Below are 14,776 nucleotides of genomic sequence, written 5' to 3'. Positions count from 1 at the left end.
TCCGGTGCGATTCACTACGACTTTTCCGTCTCGCCTTTCGACTAGTGCTCACTCGCCTATCGAACAGGTCCACAACCCGCTGCGCAGGCTTAGCCTCGATAGTTGCAAACCGAGGATGCGGTCGTCGGCGGTCACGGAGAGCAAAAAAGTGGTCTTGATGTGGAGCGCTCTTCAATGAAGATATTTCGGAAACACTGAACGAGCATTGAGGACAAATCGCCAATGAGCCAACGCTTCCGCGTCGATCACGTTCGTGTCCAGACCACCGGTTGTCCCGGTAGCAGCCTCCCTCACAGCACACAAACCAACGTGTGGCTGATCGGGGACGATCGGGATGTGGTAATCATCGATCCGGCGGGCGCTCACGAGTTGGTTGCTGGTGCGGTAGGCACCCGGCAGATCACCGCGGTGATCTGCACACAGGGTCATCGTGCCCACATTGCGGCTGCAATGATGTTCGGCGAAGAGTTCAGCGCGCCCGTCCTCATTCATCCTGCCGACCACGCCGCGTGGCAGGCGGTGCACGGTGAACGCCGATACTGGCGCCTCGACGACGGCCAACGCGTCGGCGTCGCCGGCGAAGAAATCCGTGTCCTCCACACACCAACCACCACCCTGGGATCTGTGACACTGCACATCGCTCGTCACGCCCTGGCCTTCACGGGCGACGCCCTGATACAACCAATTCGTGCCGTCGAACGACCCCACGCCTCCCAGGCCCTCGACAGGTTCGCCGCACTCCACCCCGATACCCGCATACATCCCGGGCACGGAAATAGCTACCTACTCGGCAGAACCTTCATCCAGCAGACACACCGAGCGGACCGACAGAGCGCATGACACCACGTCTGAGCGAATAGCCTTCGAACACGAACGTACAAACCTCACCGATCTCGGCACTGCCGCTGGCGCTATTGCGCCGCCAACCTCCCTCAGGCTTACCCTCGATCCAGGAACGGGCCGCGGCCCACTTGACCCACAGACTGGCAACCCCGGGCCGCCACCACGTACTCGAACGAAGAGGGCTCTCGATTCGGAGTAGGCTGCGTCCAAAGCTCGACCGTTACGCGACGAGGTAGCACGGCCGCGAAAACGCCACGGCCGCCTCGGACAAAGTTCCGAAGCGGCCGCAAAGCGAGTTCGACAAGGATCAACCGACGCTGACGCCGTTGAAGCGGGCAGATCACACTACGATCTGACGTCGCAATCAACCACCACGGTCCGAACGACGCCTTGGCGCATCTGTCTACGATCCGCCTCCCGTACCGAAAAAGGTTGCGAGCCCGGCCATACCGGCAATTCCACCGAGTATGGCCGCTAGCGCGCCCGCAACGGCGATAACGCTGTCGAGCGATTTGAGATCGGTGTCCGACGAGCCCATGGCAGTCTCCTGAGGTATGGATTTATATGCGCCGAATTGCGCGATGTTGCATACATCACACTATCGGAGAATAGGAACTTTATCAAGGGAAGCTGTTTCTTAATCTGTTGTACTGCAATAACTTTGACACTTTCACTATTGATCAAATCGCACCCACGGCGGCACTGGCTGGTTCACCTTCAAGTCAGCCGGTGCCGTCGTGGGCGATCAATTACCGGGTACGCGTCACGTGCATAACGTGGCGCGAACTGTCCGGCTTTCAGATCGCCAGCACTGGCGTGATCGCCATTCCTCTGCGATCGGCTTCACGCCTGCCCGCAAAGCGCACGGGTGGAGCCGCCGTTCTTCGCGCGTTCCAGTAGGAAGTCGCGGAGTAGATCAGGGAAGCTGCGGGATTGGCGGATCCGTTCAGCGAAGTGGGCTGACGGCCGCCTCGGGGAATTGCGTGGTTTCGATGGCCACATCGGATAGCACCGAGAAGAAGGCAGTGAATGCGGCCAAACTCGCAGCGTCGGCGTTCGCGGCCTCCGCTGCGTCGGCCGTTTCATAGATCCAGACGTCGAGATACGTTCCGTCCTCACGCTTCCCGACGAATGGGACCGACACCAGTCCGGGATGTGCAGCTTTGACCTCGACGATCGCTGCCGAGCGCCGTGCTATGAAGTCTGCTTCGTTGGTGGTGATCGCGTAGGTGACCAGTTCGGCACAGTGAGACATGAAGGAGCCTCGTTTCTTGAGAAGATGGATTAGCTAGGAGAGGGATCGAAGGATGCGGTTGCTGACCGCCATAGCGCTTTCGATGGCGCCATCGATGAATCCGGCCCAACCTTCGGCGTAGTCACTTCCGGCCAGGTGCACATGACCGAACGCTGCACTTGCGGCAGCTTGTACTGGGGCCAACTGGCTGGGGCGGAGCATTGGCCAGGTTTGCCCTGCCAGCGGGTCGGTGACCCAATCATGGCCGTCGACATCGAGGACCTCTAAGTCCGGAATCCATTCCTGCAGAGCATGTTCCACTGCATCACGGTCGGTGATGTCGATTCGTGTGGCATCGGGCCCGAAAGCGACGATCAAGCTGTCCTCACCGACGGCGTATTCGAATTGGAAGAAGTTCAGTATCGAGGTCGTGGACCCCAACGCGGCTACATGTCCTATGTCGCCTTTCACTCGCACCCCATAATTTGACCCCAGTGGAGGCCTGCCCTTCATACGCTACGGAGACAATCGCAGGTGGGAGTTCGGGTGAGAACTCGATGCTGTTGAGTACGTTGAGCGGCAAGGTGACGATGGCTTCCTTGGCCGTGACAGTCGAACCGTCTGTGAGCGTGACCGCCACGCCGTCGTCGCTCTGGACAACGCGGCAAACCTGGGAGTCGAGGCGAAAATCCGCCGTGGACTGCGAAGCGATCGCGTCGAGAAGCGACTTGGTTCCTTGCTCGAGTTTGTATTTTGCGCAGGCTTCGAACAGGAGCATCCAGTTGCCGCCGGCCAGCGCGGCCCAACGAAGCGCCTGAGTGTATCCGCCGCTAATGGGGTAGCCGTTGAAATTCAGTCCCCACATCCCTTCCACCAGAGCGCGCTGTTCCTCGTCGAGGTCGAGTTCTGCGATCTTGTCAGCGATGGACATGTGGTCGAGCACTTTGAGCTCGTCGTTGAGTGGTGCGAATTTGAACGGGTTGGGCAGCAGTTCGGTGGCCCGATCAACGGTCTGAGTCATTCCGGAATCGAGCAGCTCGAATATGTACTCGGCGGGGCCGGTCCGGACCTCGTCGCCGACCTTCCACAGTCCACGCTCTGCAACCGGACTCGACACCAAGGGGAGGTCGTAGCGTGCGATCTCGGCCCACACATGTGGCTGTGTCCAATGCACCCACGTCCCACCAATTTCGAGAGTTTTACCCAAATCGCTTGGGCGGGTCCATGTTCTGCCTCCAAGCCGATTGCGAGCCTCCAACACCACGACTGAGGTGCCGCGCTGGGTGAGCTCTCGCGCTGCAGTTACTCCGGCGAAGCCTCCGCCGACAACGATGACATCGGAATCGTATGTATCCATCGAGAGGTACTTTCTGTAAGGATCTCAGTCACCGAGAACAGGCCGACGGGTTCCGGCATTGCGATACGGGCTCATTCCGCACGGACTCATTCCGCCGTGTACACCGTGCGGCCCTCGAAGACTGTTCTCAAGACTCTGGTTTCACCGACGTCACCTGTGGGGCCGTCGAAGATGTTGCGGTCGAGAACGATCATGTCGGCGGACTTGCCTACTTCGATCGATCCTCGGGAGTCTCCGCACCCGACGACTTTCGCCCCTTCGAGCGTCAGCAATTCGATGGCTGTTTCTAGTTCGACCGAGTCATCCCCTCGTTCGAGCATCCCTTGGAGGGCGGGGAAAAGGTTCGGGTTGGGGGTGATGATCCAGTCCGAGCCGATCGTCATGGTGGCACCCGCGTCGAGAATCGTGCGGAATTTGTACCCGTCTTGCAGTCCATACTCTTCGATGTGCCAGATCGCTGGCGACATCTCCGCGACGACGCGGAGTTCGCCGAAGCGTCGGTAGTCATCGTCGTGAATGAATGTACAGTGCGCGATTTCATGAGACGGGCCATCGGGCCCGTTGGATTTGCGGACGGCGTCGAACGCATCCAGCGCCGCCCGTACCGATCCTTTCCCGGCGCAGTGGATTTTCACAGATAGCCCGGCTGCATCGAAGCGGATGAGCACCTCGGTGAGCTGCTCGGGTGGGACGAGAATGTTCGAGGGATCTATGTTGCCGCGTGCGTCGAGGTCCGCTTGCGTCATGTGGGGCGGCAGCGGGGCACCGTCGAGCCATATCTTGATGAAGCGGGTGTCGAGGTGCGTGCTCGCCGACTCTTCTCTGTTCGCGATCATGCGGTCGAGGTCGGCGGTAGAGGCCATTCCGAATCCCTCCTCCCTCCACACGAGATGGGCGGCGACGTGCAGGTCCAGTTCGTTGCGTTGGTCCAGATATCGGTAGGCCGCGAGCGCTTGGGGTGAGGCGGATGCTTCCTGCACGGAGGTGATCCCGAACTGGTGGCACGTCCGCACCGCCCATGTCAGGGCATCGCGGTAGACCTCTGCGCGGTAGTCGGGAATGGACCGCAGGACCGGCCATCGTGCTTGTTCTACCAACTCGCCGGTGAGCTCGCCTGTTCCTTCGCGCCGAATATAGCGGCCGCCAACAGGATCGGGAGTCGAGTCGTCCAGCCCTGCGATTTCGAGAGCCTTCGTGTTCACCAGTGCATGATGGATTGTGTAGTCGTACAACATGACCGGATGATCTGGAAACTTCTCATCGAGGAACTTTCGATCGAGTTCGCCGTCTTCGAAGGCAGAGGGAAGGAACTCCCCGCCGACAATCCAGGGTTGCTCGCCTTCCTCTACGAGCGTCGCGCAGTGGCAGTTTTCGAGGTCGTGCACGATCTCTTCCGGCGAACCCGCGAGGGTCAGGCGCGCTTCGTATTTGAATTTGAGACCGCTGAAAAGCAAGTGTGTGTGCGCGTCGTGAAGCCCGGGTACGACGGTCCGCCCGGCCAGGTCGACGACCTCGGTTCCAGCGGGTGCGGCCAATGTGATGGCATCATCACTGCCCACAGCTGTGAAGACGCCGTCATCGACGAGTACCGCCGATGTCCAGGGCTTCGTGGGGTCCACGGTGTAGATGCGTCCATTGATGTAAGCGGTGGGCACGGCAAACTCCTTGGCTTCGAGGTATTCAAATCTGGACAACGACGGCAAACGCACTCGAACTCCAGGATCGAGAGCGCTGCGCTCTGAATGAATCAGACGAGTTCGGCCTCGTAGTTGACTCCTGGCCGAACGGTCGCCCAAAGGAACCCCGCGATCGCGAAGATCGGAATAAGCAGAAGCAGCCACTGAGCGATCCCGCCCTGGCCCCCAAGGAGAACGTCGTAGTTACTGACAGCTAGGTAGCCCACGTATCCGAAGCCTGCGACCGCCAAAATCGGGCTGACCTTGGTCGTCCACGGATTGGTTTCGAGCTTGGTTCGCGCGAAGAACACGAGGATCGATACCGATGTCATGATCAGAATGACGATTAGTGCGGTCGTTCCCAGAGCCAGCAACCAGCTGTAGGTGACGGTGTAGGCGTCCGCTCCTGCAAGCTCGAACCCTGCAAGTACGATGCCCACAACGCAGCCGACCGCAGCTGCTGCGGTAACGGGGGTGCCGGACTTTCGGGTCGCCGTACCGAGTCGGTGCGGCAGTACTCCCCCCCGACCGAGTGCGAAGATGTAGCGGGCGAACATGTTCTGGAAACCGATGAGCATCGCGACGAAACTTGTGACGACCAGAATCTCGAGGGTCGTGCTCAACCAGCCACCCACCTCCTGCTTTGCTATGGCGAATACGAGACCGGCCGGGTCCGCAATAGCTGCATTCTGAACGGAGTCAGTGCCGACTGAATTTCCGAGGGCCCATGTAGTGACGGCGTAGAACAGGCCGATGAAGGCGATAGATCCGTAGATCGCGCGGGGGATCGTCCGGCGCGGATTCTTGGCCTCTTCGGAGAACACGACCGTCGCTTCGAAACCGGTGAAGCAGGCGAAGGCGAACAGAAACGCCACGCCCAGGCCGGGTCCTGCGAGAGCTGAGGGGTCGAACGCGGCCAGCGAGTTCCCAGAGGCACCGCCTCCGAGGACGATGGCGAAGTCGAGGATGATGAAGACCGCGATTTCCAGCGCTACGAGTACACCGAGCACTTTCAGGCTTAGATCGATACCCAACATGGTGAGTCCTGTCACTGCGATGAGGACAACGAACATGATGAGCGCACGTGGGATATCGATGCCTAGCTTGCTGGCGATAGTGTCGTGGGCGAAAACAGAGAACAGTGCCCATAGCGACGCTTGCAGGGAGCCGTAGAACAAGATGGCCAGGCCGGCTCCGGCCGTGGCTGCCCGGGGTCCGAGCCCGCGGGCGATATAGGCGACGAATCCGCCGGCGTTGGAGATATGGCGACTCATCGCCACGTACCCCGCCGCGAACAGGACGAAGAGCAACGCGGCCAGCAAGTAGACCATCGGGGCGCTTGCACCACTCGCAGAGAAGACTACTGTTGACGCGCCGACGATGGCGGCCATGGGTGCGACAGCGGCGACGACGAAGAAGATGATCGCTGTCACTCCCAAGCGTCCGGGGCGCAAGCCCCCTCGGTCGGTAGTGGCAGAGGTCTGAACAACGGAACTGCTGGGCGTTGAAGGCTGGGCACTGGACATGGGGACTCCGAGGTTGAGTGAAGTCGAGCGTGAGCGTCGGCCGGCAGTGTTGCCGGCTGGAAATCGCGTGGGCGCGGGTATTGCCATCAGACAAAAGTGATTCACATCACTGAACGCATGGTTAGTTTCATACGTGATCCGTGCGTTGTCAATAGCATTCGACTACATATTGAACGAGTCGTTCAAACATTTAAGAGTTTGCAGGTGCGCCCTACCCGGGATGCGCCGGGCGGAGCTGTGACACAGATCTGGCGGCCAGCCCGAGGTGAGAAGTATCGTTAAATGTCCGAAGACGGAATGAGCGGTCCGCATGGTGAACGATGCGGGTGATGGAGCCGTTCTCGACATCGACGAAAGCGAAGGGGCGACTACCGGTAATCCACCGGCAGATTTCGGCGACAACTCCGCCGTGGACGAATGCGACGGCGGTTGATCCTGCGGGGACGGTATTGAGAGTGGTGGCGAGGCCACGGCGCACACGAGCACGGAAGGCGTCGGTGTCCTCGGCGCCGGGAAGTAGGTCCCACCGCTCTTTCTCGAAGACCCGCATCAGAAGCATGTCGTCAGCTTGTCGCCGCTTTTCGTATTCTTCTCCCTCATAGTCGCCGAGGCAGACTTCTCGGAGATCTGCGATCACCGTGGGCACGGCGCCGAGCGCATCGGCGGTGGGCTCCGCTGTTTGCGCCGTCCGCTGCAGTGAGGTGACGAACAAGTCCGTTCGCTCAGGATCCAGTGCACGCAACCGGTGTGCGACTGCGGCGGCTTGTTCGATCCCAAGACGCGACAACGGCGGATTGGCATGTCCGTCAATCTGCGGCATTCCCGTTGCCGCACAGGATGATCCGTGTCGAATGAGAATTATCTCGATGGCTCCCTCGGGCACCGTGAACGGAGCCTGAAGGTCGCGGTCGATCACAAGCTGGCTGCCTCTCGATTCAAAATGCCTTCGGACCAGTCGCATGTTCTGCGGGCCAGTCCCGGCAACATCTCACGACTGACGGCGATATCCGGGTTGTTTCCCAGGAAGGCAATAGTCAGCATGCGCCGCATCAGCAGGAAGGTGTCGATCTCGCGTTCATGTTCGACGGATAGCTCGCGAACGGAGCGATATCCGTCCAACCATTCGCCAATGAACTCGGGCGACCGAGCATGGTCTTCAGCGAAGGTCAATGCGGTCGCCAAGTCGTACATGAACCATCCAGGACCGCAATCGTCGAAGTCGATCAAACGACAGCGCTCGCCGTTTACCAACAAGTTCGCGGCCCGCAAGTCTGCGTGGATCAGGCCGTACCTATCGGCCCCGGAACCGTACGATTGCAGTCGCCGGCGCACAAACGATTCCACTCGCGTCAGATGCTCGACTTCGTGAATGTCGTCGACCCCGGCACGCCAGTCCCCCCAACGCGCGCCCGTGCCGAATGCCGCGTCGAGATCCCAGTCGGGGCGGGTGAACCACGTCGGACGCTGCCACCGCGTCGCATGCTCGTGCAGATGGGCGGTAATGGTGCCGAGGGTGGGCATCACTGCGGCGAAGTCGTCTTCGGCCGGATGCTGCCCCTCCACACACTCGAAAAGACTGACGTGATAGTCGAGGGTCGACCCAGGTGGACGGACCGTAATGACCATCTTCCCGTCCAGGGACGAATGGACTGCGGGAACCAGGGAGTCGGCGGACTGTCCCAAGCTTGCAAGCCATGCCAATTCGGACTCGCGCACCCGCAGTGGATGTCCGCCCGGGCGGCTGATCCGGACTACGACAGCAGGCCGGCCTTCGGGCCGGATGCGGTACGAGACGTTCTCCGAGACCGGCAGTTGCTCGGGTATCAAGTCGGAGCTATAGCCGAATCGCGGAAGTGCCAGTGCGAGAACAGCTTCTGCATGCAGCAAGGTGGCGGAGGCAGTTACGGGTGATACTTCGGACATGGCCGGATTCCTGTCGGTGTGTTCTGAGAGCGCTGACTAGTCACATCGGAGGTGTGCGGCGCAACGCTCGAAGGCAGTTCGAGCATCCACGTCGGGTGAAGTCGCAATCGACAGTGATGTTTTCGATCGACTGAGGCCGAAGCGGCGGCGGAGTGGATGACTTCACCGAACTTATGTCGCGCACCTCACATAAGCAAGACTACCCGGAACTTTTTTGCATGGTCCGTTCAATTTTTACATTTCTGAAACAAGGCTCACATGCGCCGCGTGTTCCTAACCGTCCGCCGAAACCGCTCCTGAACAGCGCATAAAGAGCTCGGAGGCGCGACGGCCGACGACAACACCGTTCAAACTCAAACCCCTCAGCGCTTCACCGTCGCAGCGTTGCTGGATGCGCGGCGCCGCATCAGCTACCCGACTAGTACTGGAAGGCCAGAGTGGACACGTCAAGCAGGGTGGACCCGCCGTCCGCGGCCAGGACATCACCGGAGACGAATCAGGCTTCGTCGGAGGCAAGAAAAGAGACGATGTTCGCTATCTTAGACAGCTCGGCGACACGCTTGAGTGGCGTGTCTCGGCTCACGCGCGCAAGCGCACTATCGAGGGTGCCGCCGTGGAGTTTAATGACGGTCGCCATCTCGCTTTCACTCATCGGCGTCCGGACCCAACCGGGGCAGATCGCGTTGAAGCGGATACCTTCGGGACCGTAGTCCACCGCCGCTTGCTGGGTAAGCATGATCAAACCGGCTTTGGACACACTGTACGCAGCGGGTCCGGGAAACGGCCTACGGCCCGCAACGGAGGAAATATTCACTACCAACCCCCCGCCGCTACGCCGCAAAGGTGGGATTGCCGCACGAATGACGAGCATCGGCGCAGTGAGATTGACAGCGAGCGTCTGATTCCATTCATCCAGGTCGCACTCGTCGATCGATCCGAAAGGGCCGATTCCCGCATTGTTGACCACAATGTCCAACCGCCCGTCCCCCAGTTCGACCGCGGCAGCCACTCCACGGTCGACATCGGCGGGATTGGTCACGTCCGTTACGCAGATCGCCACCCGCTCAGCCGGCATCAACGCGCGTACTTGTTCCAATGGTTCCGCCCGCCTGCCCAACAGACACACCTTGGCCCCGTCTGCCGAAAGCCTCTGGGCGATGGCGGCGCCGATCCCGGTTCCACCACCGGTCACCAAGGCGGTCTTTCCATCGAGCTTCATGATTGCGACTCTTTCTTTCGGGTGAAATTGGGCGGAAGTGCGGCCGAGTCGACATGTCAAGTGATTCTTCGACGTGGACGAGGACACCGAAATATCTCCACGGCACGCGACACGTCAGTGCTCTCATGCAAGCTGATGAACCGCTCGCTTCACTATGCGGCGATTCTGGTGAGATACGCCATGGAATTTTGCGCACGAAAGTTGTCCGTCTGCGCGCATAGTTGTGAATTTGAACGGTCCCGAAAAATTTCACGATGGACCATCTACAAAGTAGACGGGTGATACGTTTTGTGAAATCAGACCATCACAGCCACGACAAGGCGCGAGCCAAGAACAAGGGATTGCACATGGCGAAGAGTTCGGAGGTGGGCACTCTTTCGCTTCGAGAGCGAAATAAGATACGGACTCGCCAGGAGCTGCTGCAGTCCGCGCTCGAGGTGTTCGCCGACGTCGGATACGGCGGCGCCACGATGGAGGCGATCGCAGCCTTGGCTGGCGCGTCGAAGGTGACGGTGTACACGTACTTCCCCGCGGGGAGAGAGGAACTCTTTCGCGAACTCTATGAGCAGATCAATACCGAACTCCTCGAACGTGCAGCCCTCGTCTACGCCGACTCCGGCGACTACGCAGACCATGCACTCGCGCTGGCCAGGGCACTGTTCGACGTCGCCGAACGACCGCTGTACGGCCGCTTCTATTCGATCGACGACCCCGCTCTGGATCAGGCTGTGAATCCCGTCCGAGGCCATGCCTCGAGCGTGTGGATCGATCTGATTTCCGATGACCTCGCCAGGGCAGCTGCGAGAGGAGAGGTGTGCACCGAAAATCCGCGCGCACTCGCAACCCTCATCGTCGGTGCCATGCGGTGGGCGCTCACCGACATCGCTCGCGGGCGTACAACTGCACAGGACTTGCTCGCAGGCCTGGACGCACTGGTCCGCGGATTGGCGCGCCGCCCCATGTCGCCGTAGCGGATCGGCAAGCCGTAGCGCCACACCCTCTCAAATTTTAACGGTCCGTTCATTATTTTTTCTATCCGTATTGACATTTTCCTACCTGCCCCTAAACTGGGCGACATGGAGTGAGCGAGGTCACTCGGTCGCAACTTTGGTCCGGGTCATTCGCAACAGCATCCGGATGCCTCCGCGCGCACGGTAACGGAATCCGTGGGTTCGCTGGATCAAGCCCACAGCACACCTCGACAGAAGGAGAGTGGCGGCGATGTCGCGCTTTGACGTAATCATTATCGGAGCAGGAACCTGGGGCAGTTCCACCGCCTGGCAGCTCGCAGAGCGTGGACACAAAGTCCTCGCCATCGACGCATTCACTCCCCCGCACGCACACGGATCGCACGCCGGTGCAACCAGATTGGCCCGTCAGTCCAACAGCACCGGACCGGAATACGTCGAGTTGACCCAGAGGGCATTCGCTGCGTGGAAGTCGATCGCCGAGCGCACGGGAATCGATGTGATGACCACGACCGGAAACGTCTTCGTCGGTGCTCCCGGCTCGAAGTGGTTCGACAACACGCTCGAAAACCTCAAAGCGTCCCCGTTCGAACACGAGATCTTCACCGGCGACGAGGCCCGAGCCCGGTTCCCGCGTGTGCGCATCGAAGATGGCGAGTTGGCAGTGTGGGAGCCCAAGGGAGCGGTCTCACTGGTACAGCCGTCGATTCATGCCATGCAGCAACTCGGCTGTGAGGAGGGGGTCGAAGTCAGGTACGGCGAGAAGGTACTGGATTGGTCCGCCGATGACAACGGGGTCGTCGTCACGACAGCCGCGGGACGCTACGAAGCCGACCGTCTGGTCGTCACCGTCGGCGCATTCTCCAATTCCGTACTGGGACTAGATTTCCCTACCCGCGTTGAACGTCAGGTGTTAGCAAACTTCGCGATCGATCCCGCCGCACCCCAATTGCCGTCGCTGTACGTGGCCGCACCCGCCGGTGACGATTCGGCCCCGTCCTACGGATGCCCCGAGCCCGACGGCACGTTCAAGGTGAGCGTTCCGGGCAAGGGAAATATCATCGATCCAGAATCGCTGTCCCAGGACGTGACACAAGCCGATCTCGACCGGGTTCTGTCCTTCGTTCGCTCTCGCCTGCCCGAGGCCAAGGGTGACCCAGTAGCAACGACGGTGTGCATGTGGACCGAATCCGAAGACGGCCACTGGTTGATCGGCCGTCACCCCACCCATGAGCGTGTGGTTCTCGGCGCCGGATGCAACGGCAGGGGATTCCGCTACGCACCGGTCATCGGCAGCATCCTCGCGGACATGACCGAAGGCACCGACCACCCCGAACTCGCGCGCTTCGATCTCGGACGCTACGAGCTCAATTCGACACGGGTATAGGAACGGTCGATGTCCGACGGTGATTCGTCCGACGAACTCGGGCAGCACGAAAATCAGGTACGGCGGGTCTTGGCCCAGGTTTCCGGCCTCGACTCCGACGGTGCCATCATCACATGGCTACCTGGCGGCGGTGCGCACAAGAACTTTCTGGTCACCGTCGGAGGACGCCAGGTGGTAGTGAAGCTGTGGAACACGATATGGGAAGGCGTCGGTGTCATCCCACCGTCCGCAGTGGTCATGCAGAACAGCATCCTGGCCGGTCAACAGGGCATCGGGGCACCCGTGGTGTCGGTCGTGACCGATCCGCTCGCGCTCGTCCTCGATTTCCTACCCTCGTGTGCCCCTCTGCAACCCACGGGGGAACAGTGGGTACTCCGTCTGGCATCGACGGCAAAAGCGTTGCACACCTCTCCGATTCGGTTCAACAACGATTACAATGCCTTCGCCGAGGCCCGGAAGATGTTCGCCGCGGCCCGTCAGCGCGGGGCGGAGCTGCCCGACGATTTCATCGACTTGTGCCGGCAGGTGCAACGGGTGGAGACCACGCTCGACCTTCGTATCAACGAGTTCGTGCCGTTTCACAACGACTTGTACGGCCCCAACGTGCTGGAGACGCCATCCGGTGAACTCCGCCTGATCGACTACGACCTGTCAGGAAACGGGGACCGTTGCTACGATCTCGGTTTTGCAGCCACGTACTTCGAGGTGGATCACGACACCATCGACAAGTTCTGCCGATCGTACTTCGGCGAGAACAATTCCCACCTCGTCGCGCGCACCCGCCTGTTCTCGGTCGCCTGCAACTGGGCAACCCTTGCCTTGGAGCGTCGCGATGACAATGGGCGACACCAACGACGACTATGACTACCAGGGGGAGCTCGACGACAGTCTGCGTCGACTGCACGAGACGCTGGACTCACGCGAATTCGGCGCGTTGATGCGCAACGGAACACGGTGAGGGGCGGGTCCGCCGTACGAACGCTCGCCACTCCTTCACGGCAGACCCCTCCCGTACACGAACCGAAACGGTACCCACCTTCGTACCGTCGTCGCTCAAATAATATGGGAGTAGAAGTCAATGTCTGAGACTGTCCGCGGCGTGATCGCCCGCTCCAAGAAGGCCGACGTAGAACTCGTCAGCATCGTCATCCCCGACCCAGAGCCGATGACGTGGTCGTCGGGAGTCAGGCCTGCGGGGTCTGCCGCACCGACTTGGCCTATCGAGACGGCGAATCAACGACAAGTTTCCCTTCCTGCTCGGTCACGAAGCCGCCGGCATCGTAGAAACAGTCGGCGACGCAGTCACGCACGTCCTCGAATGTGACTTCGTAAGACTGAACTGGCGAGCAGTGTGCAGCGAAGAATGCCGCGCTTGCCAGGGCGACCGAGCGGGCTTCCCCTTCGATAACCTCAACGCTTCGAAGAGAATGACACTTTCCGACGGTACCGAACTCACTCCAGCACTGGGAATCGGATCGTTCTCCGACAAGACACTCGTCCACGAATACCAATGCACCAAGGACGACCCGAGCGCCCATCCTGCCATCGTGGGTTTTCTCAGCTCCGGCATCATGTCAGGATTGCGTGCTGCATCGAAATCCGGCAACGGCGGCCGCAGTAATTCTGTCGCAGTCATCGGCTGCGGAGGATTCGGCGACGCGGCCATTGGCGGTGCACCGCTTGCTGGCGCAAAGCGGATTGCGATCGACGACGCCGGAGCCAAACTCATCCGGGCGAAGGAACTCGGCGCTACCCACACTGTAAACGCCGCGAGGGCCGATGCCGCGCAGACAGCCAGGCAACCGACCGACGGCTTCGGCGCGGATGTGGTCATCGATACAGTTGGGCGCCCGGAAACCTGGTAGCAGGTCTTCTACAGTCGCGACCTCTTCGGCACGGTGGTCCTTTTCGGTGTCCCCACTCCTGATATGCAAATCGACATCACCATGATCGACTTCTTTTCTCAAGGAAGAGAATTGGAGCCCTCATGGAACGGCGATTGCCTGCCTGAACGGGTCTTTCCTGGCCGCCTGGGCCTGCACAGGAAGGGTCGTCTACCTCTGGAGAAATCTGTCACCGAATAATTCGGGTTCAGTGACATCGCCAGCTCTTTTCACCGCATACATCCGGGTGACGTGCTGCGGCCGGTAGTACTATGAGCGCCACTTCGACACCGAAGGCTCCCGGGCCGAACCGGTCCGCGATCGTGTTCGAACGGAACGTTGACACAACATCTACGTAGCCTGTGACAAACCGACGTGGTTGTCATCGACGCTGCCCTCCAGTGCATTCGATCGTCGACGCAGTTTGCGGGTGGATATGCCTACGCCGTGATTTGTACGCACGGCGGCGGTGATTTTTTACGGTTCGCCCCGAGCACGGATGCCGCCAGCCTGCACCAGTTCCACCACACCCCAGCGACAGTGTTCCGTGGAAACACACTCCAATACCGCGGCGTGAACTTTCGGCGACACAACGAATCACGCCAAGGTAGTGGATCCACACTCCGCGCGGGCCCGTGCACCCGCCTGCTCTCGCCCGATATCGGTGCCAGTCCCCCGAAGCCCGCCGCCAGGCACCTCGAACTCAGACTTGCTGACCAGCAGTGATCCACCCACCCGCGGTCGGTTGTTCACATTCAAC

General features: G+C 60.4%; 14 protein-coding genes and 1 pseudogene. 6 read left to right on the top strand and 9 right to left on the bottom strand.

Going from position 1 to position 14,776, the window contains the following annotated elements; genetic code table 11:
* Positions 1–222: 222 nt before the first annotated feature.
* Complete coding sequence (locus tag QMA15_RS30265) at positions 223–840, top strand: MBL fold metallo-hydrolase (RefSeq protein ID WP_290288287.1); 618 nt, start codon at positions 223–225, stop codon at positions 838–840.
* Positions 841–1,246: 406 nt separating this feature from the next.
* On the opposite strand, the gene QMA15_RS30260 is transcribed toward QMA15_RS30265, so the two are convergent.
* The 9 genes from QMA15_RS30260 to QMA15_RS30220 all read right to left on the bottom strand — a co-directional run bounded on the left by QMA15_RS30260 (position 1,247) and on the right by QMA15_RS30220 (position 9,778).
* Complete coding sequence (locus QMA15_RS30260) at positions 1,247–1,381, bottom strand: hypothetical protein (RefSeq protein WP_290288286.1); 135 nt, start codon at positions 1,379–1,381, stop codon at positions 1,247–1,249.
* Positions 1,382–1,789: 408 nt separating this feature from the next.
* Positions 1,790–2,098: a hypothetical protein gene (locus QMA15_RS30255; RefSeq protein WP_290288284.1), complete on the bottom strand. Its 309-nt coding sequence runs from the start codon at positions 2,096–2,098 to the stop codon at positions 1,790–1,792.
* A 33-nt stretch (positions 2,099–2,131) separates the two neighbouring features.
* On the bottom strand, positions 2,132–2,518 hold the full coding sequence (locus QMA15_RS30250) for an FAD-dependent oxidoreductase (RefSeq protein ID WP_290288281.1): 387 nt from the start codon (positions 2,516–2,518) through the stop codon (positions 2,132–2,134).
* Positions 2,463–3,434 carry an NAD(P)/FAD-dependent oxidoreductase gene (locus tag QMA15_RS30245; RefSeq protein WP_290288278.1) on the bottom strand — a complete coding sequence of 324 codons (972 nt, stop codon included), beginning with the start codon at positions 3,432–3,434 and terminating at the stop codon, positions 2,463–2,465. Before QMA15_RS30245 ends, QMA15_RS30250 begins: the two co-directional genes overlap by 56 nt.
* An 86-nt stretch (positions 3,435–3,520) precedes the next feature.
* A complete protein-coding gene (locus QMA15_RS30240) occupies positions 3,521–5,089 on the bottom strand; it encodes an amidohydrolase (RefSeq protein ID WP_290288275.1) in 1,569 nt (522 codons plus the stop codon).
* A gap of 92 nt (positions 5,090–5,181) precedes the next feature.
* Positions 5,182–6,636 (bottom strand): APC family permease, encoded by a 1,455-nt coding sequence (locus QMA15_RS30235; RefSeq protein WP_290288274.1) that lies wholly within the window; start codon positions 6,634–6,636, stop codon positions 5,182–5,184.
* A gap of 211 nt (positions 6,637–6,847) precedes the next feature.
* Positions 6,848–7,552, bottom strand: coding sequence for a histidine phosphatase family protein (locus QMA15_RS30230; protein ID WP_290288271.1), 705 nt, complete (start codon positions 7,550–7,552; stop codon positions 6,848–6,850).
* The gene (locus QMA15_RS30225) at positions 7,549–8,559 is read right to left on the bottom strand and encodes a phosphotransferase (protein ID WP_290288269.1); all 1,011 of its coding nucleotides are present in this window, start codon (positions 8,557–8,559) and stop codon (positions 7,549–7,551) included. Before QMA15_RS30225 ends, QMA15_RS30230 begins: the two co-directional genes overlap by 4 nt.
* 496 nt (positions 8,560–9,055) lie before the next feature.
* Entirely contained in the window at positions 9,056–9,778 is a 723-nt protein-coding gene (locus QMA15_RS30220; protein ID WP_290288267.1) for an SDR family oxidoreductase, read from the bottom strand.
* Between the two features lie 347 nt (positions 9,779–10,125).
* On the opposite strand from QMA15_RS30220, the gene QMA15_RS30215 reads away from it, so the two are divergent.
* The 5 genes and pseudogenes from QMA15_RS30215 to QMA15_RS30195 all read left to right on the top strand — a co-directional run bounded on the left by QMA15_RS30215 (position 10,126) and on the right by QMA15_RS30195 (position 14,292).
* Entirely contained in the window at positions 10,126–10,749 is a 624-nt protein-coding gene (locus QMA15_RS30215) for a TetR/AcrR family transcriptional regulator (protein WP_290288264.1), read from the top strand.
* Between the two features lie 250 nt (positions 10,750–10,999).
* Positions 11,000–12,133 carry an N-methyl-L-tryptophan oxidase gene (solA, locus tag QMA15_RS30210; protein ID WP_290288261.1) on the top strand — a complete coding sequence of 378 codons (1,134 nt, stop codon included), beginning with the start codon at positions 11,000–11,002 and terminating at the stop codon, positions 12,131–12,133.
* A gap of 9 nt (positions 12,134–12,142) precedes the next feature.
* Complete coding sequence (locus QMA15_RS30205; protein WP_290288259.1) at positions 12,143–12,997, top strand: phosphotransferase; 855 nt, start codon at positions 12,143–12,145, stop codon at positions 12,995–12,997.
* On the top strand, positions 12,966–13,091 hold the full coding sequence (locus QMA15_RS30200; RefSeq protein ID WP_290288256.1) for a hypothetical protein: 126 nt from the start codon (positions 12,966–12,968) through the stop codon (positions 13,089–13,091). The genes QMA15_RS30205 and QMA15_RS30200 overlap by 32 nt, the downstream gene beginning before the upstream one ends.
* 120 nt (positions 13,092–13,211) lie before the next feature.
* Positions 13,212–14,292: pseudogene (locus QMA15_RS30195) on the top strand (zinc-binding dehydrogenase).
* Positions 14,293–14,776 lie beyond the last annotated feature (484 nt).

It is taken from the genome of Rhodococcus sp. APC 3903 (assembly GCF_030407755.1).
In the GTDB taxonomy this organism is placed as follows: Bacteria; Actinomycetota; Actinomycetes; order Mycobacteriales; family Mycobacteriaceae; genus Rhodococcus_F; species Rhodococcus_F erythropolis.
The sequence above is the reverse complement of the archived record's forward strand: the minus strand, read 5'-3'. Positions and strand labels throughout refer to the sequence as shown.

Coding starts and splice junctions, on each gene's coding strand:
- QMA15_RS30265 (WP_290288287.1), top strand. CDS start 223: ATGAGCCAACGCTTCCGCGTCGATCACGTTCGTGTCCAGACCACCGGT.
- QMA15_RS30260 (WP_290288286.1), bottom strand. CDS start 1,381: ATGGGCTCGTCGGACACCGATCTCAAATCGCTCGACAGCGTTATCGCC.
- QMA15_RS30255 (WP_290288284.1), bottom strand. CDS start 2,098: ATGTCTCACTGTGCCGAACTGGTCACCTACGCGATCACCACCAACGAA.
- QMA15_RS30245 (WP_290288278.1), bottom strand. CDS start 3,434: ATGGATACATACGATTCCGATGTCATCGTTGTCGGCGGAGGCTTCGCC.
- QMA15_RS30235 (WP_290288274.1), bottom strand. CDS start 6,636: ATGTCCAGTGCCCAGCCTTCAACGCCCAGCAGTTCCGTTGTTCAGACC.
- QMA15_RS30225 (WP_290288269.1), bottom strand. CDS start 8,559: ATGTCCGAAGTATCACCCGTAACTGCCTCCGCCACCTTGCTGCATGCA.
- QMA15_RS30220 (WP_290288267.1), bottom strand. CDS start 9,778: ATGAAGCTCGATGGAAAGACCGCCTTGGTGACCGGTGGTGGAACCGGG.
- QMA15_RS30215 (WP_290288264.1), top strand. CDS start 10,126: ATGGCGAAGAGTTCGGAGGTGGGCACTCTTTCGCTTCGAGAGCGAAAT.
- solA (WP_290288261.1), top strand. CDS start 11,000: ATGTCGCGCTTTGACGTAATCATTATCGGAGCAGGAACCTGGGGCAGT.
- QMA15_RS30205 (WP_290288259.1), top strand. CDS start 12,143: ATGTCCGACGGTGATTCGTCCGACGAACTCGGGCAGCACGAAAATCAG.
- QMA15_RS30200 (WP_290288256.1), top strand. CDS start 12,966: ATGACAATGGGCGACACCAACGACGACTATGACTACCAGGGGGAGCTC.